Source organism: Kitasatospora sp. NPDC007106 (assembly GCF_040634455.1).
Lineage (GTDB): Bacteria > Actinomycetota > Actinomycetes > Streptomycetales > Streptomycetaceae > Kitasatospora > Kitasatospora arboriphila.
Genome location: NZ_JBEYFP010000850.1, coordinates 1 through 2,430 on the forward strand (window position 1 = coordinate 1; position 2,430 = coordinate 2,430).

A 2,430-nucleotide genomic window follows, 5' to 3' on the forward strand; every position below is an offset into this window, starting at 1 on the left:
GCCGCAGGCGCCGGGGGCGCCTGCGGCGGGACGGGAGTCTGCTGGGGAGGCAGCGGCGGCGCATACGGGGCCGGCGGGGCCTCCGTGATCGGAGCGGTGTGCGGGACCTGCGGTGCGTACGGGCCCTGTGCGGGAGCCGCCGCGGGAGCCGGACCGCCCGGGGCGGGGGACTGCTGCCGGCGGGCCGCCTCGGCGGCCCGCTCCCACTCGCGCCGCTGCCGCTCGGTGAGGACGGCCGACAGGTAGGCCGCCGGATGCACGCCGTACGGCACCGGACGGCCCGTCCGCCCGGCGAGGTCGGCCGCGAGCCGCTCCGCCATCCCCGCCGCCACCGCCGGGTCGAGCTGGCCGAGCCGGCCCAGGAACTGCCGCACCGCCAGCCACAGTCCGTCCGGCACCGCCGAGAAGTCCAGTGCCACCAGCTGCTCGCCGATCGCGTGCAGCAGCGCCGGGGGAGCCGCCGGCAGCGCCGACTGCGCCCGCGCGGCCTGCGGCAGCCGCTCCCGCACCACCAGCGTGCCCGCGAAGACGTCGCCCAGCCGGCGGCCCTGCGGAGAGACCAGCGAGGCGATCACGGCCACCGTGCCCACGGACATCTGGATCTCCAGCACCGAGACCAGCCCGCGCACCAGCGCGTGCCGGAAGCGCACCGGCCCGCCGTCCGTCCGTACCACCCGCAGGCCGAGTGCCAGCTTGCCCAGCGAGCGTCCGCGCGACAGCGTCTCGACCAGCACGGGCAGCCCCAGCAGGAAGAACACGCTCAGGCCGAGCACCACCGCAGCGGCGGCCGCCTCGTCCAGCGCCGGCAGCGCGGCGAGCACCACCGTGCCGGTGACCATCAGCGCCACCGTCTCCACGGCCAGGTCCAGGGCGATCGCCAGTGCCCGGCTGGGCACCTTCGCCGCCCGCAGCCCCAGGACGACGGCCTCGCCCGTCACCAGGTCGCTCACCGCGTCCCCCCATCCGTTCCGTTCGTGATCCCCGGCGGCCAAACATACGGCTGCCCGCCTCTGGCAAGCTAGGCCAGCCCCCGCCCTCGCCGCCCCGTGGAAGTGAGCCGCATGGACCTGGACGTCTTCGTCGCCTCGCACCAGGAGGAGTGGCGCCGACTGGAGACCCTGAGCCGGCGGCGCAGGCCGAGCGGCGCCGAGGCGGACGAGCTCATCGCGCTCTACCAACGCGCCACCGGCCACCTCGCCCAGGTCCAGACGGCCGCACCCGACCCCGTCCTGGAGGGCCGCCTCACCACGCTCGTCGCCCGCGGCCGCAGCGCCGTGACGGGCGCCCGCACCTCCTCCTGGCGGGACGCAGGCCGCTACTTCACCGTCGGCTTCCCGGCCGCCCTCTACCGCGCCCGCTGGTGGTGGATCCCGGTCGGCGTCCTCTCCCTGCTGCTCAGCGCCCTCATCGCCTGGTGGGTCTCCAGCCATCCCGAGGTCCGCGCCAGCCTCGGTGCGCCCGAGCAGCTCCGCGAGATGACACGCCCGGGCGGCGGCTTCGAGGCGTACTACTCCGAGCACCCGGCCACCTCCTTCGCCTTCCAGGTGTGGACCAACAACGCATGGGTCGCCGCCCAGTGCCTGGTCTTCGGCGTGCTGCTCGGCATCCCCGTGCTCTGGGTCCTCTTCGGTAACGTGATGAACCTCGGGATCGGCCTCGGCCTGATGTCCTCCGCCGGCCGCCTCGACCTCTTCCTCGGACTGCTGCTCCCGCACGGCCTGCTGGAGCTCACCGCCGTCTTCGTGGCGGCCGGCGTCGGCCTGCGCCTGGGCTGGACGGTCGTCGACCCGGGCCGCCGCACCCGCTCCGCGGCCCTGGCCGAGGAGGGCCGGGCCGCTATCGGCATGGCCATCGGCCTGGCCGCGGTGCTCATGGTCACCGGCGCCATCGAGGCCTTCGTGACCCCCTCCGGCCTGCCCACCTGGGCACGGATCTCGATCGGCGTCACCGTCGAGGTGTTGTTCCTGCTGTACGCCCTGGTGCTCGGCCGCCGCGCCGCTGCCTCCGGCGAGTTCGGCGACGTGGAGGCGGCCGACCGCACGGACCTCCAGCCCGTCGCGGCCTGAGACCGGCCCGGTGCCTGGTACGCTCTTGATCATCCCGAAGACCATTGACGTGGATTTGACGGGCTAGTAGGTTTGAACGGTTGGGGATGGCTGGACAACGGCCGGAACCAGGCGTAGTGTCTACGACACCGTCGAGCCAGGGCAGAGCGTCCGTTCGGACCGCCACCCGGCGAAGACAAATCCCGGGACTGAGCACTCCGAAGCTTTTGATAAGCTTCTGTGCGAAGTCGAAGGAAATCCCCCCAGTGGGAATCCGAGAAACAAACGGTCGGTAAAACGGCCGGGCGCGGATCTGATAAGCTGGAAACACGAAAGAGCGAAACGCCCGGAGGGTCCGCTGGAAGGCGGTCCGAAGGAAGTGTCC

The 2,430-nt window shown here is 73.2% G+C and carries 2 protein-coding genes; one reads left to right on the plus strand and one right to left on the minus strand.

The annotated features are described in order from the left end of the window. Positions 1 to 950, minus strand: a 950-nt coding sequence (locus ABZ641_RS33205; protein WP_359987913.1) for an RDD family protein, incomplete at its 3' end; no start/stop codon positions are given. 111 nt (positions 951 to 1,061) lie between these two features. Here ABZ641_RS33205 and ABZ641_RS33210 point away from each other — a divergent pair. Further along, positions 1,062 to 2,066 (plus strand): stage II sporulation protein M, encoded by a 1,005-nt coding sequence (locus ABZ641_RS33210; RefSeq protein WP_344622046.1) that lies wholly within the window; start codon positions 1,062 to 1,064, stop codon positions 2,064 to 2,066. The last annotated feature ends 364 nt before the right edge of the window (positions 2,067 to 2,430 follow it).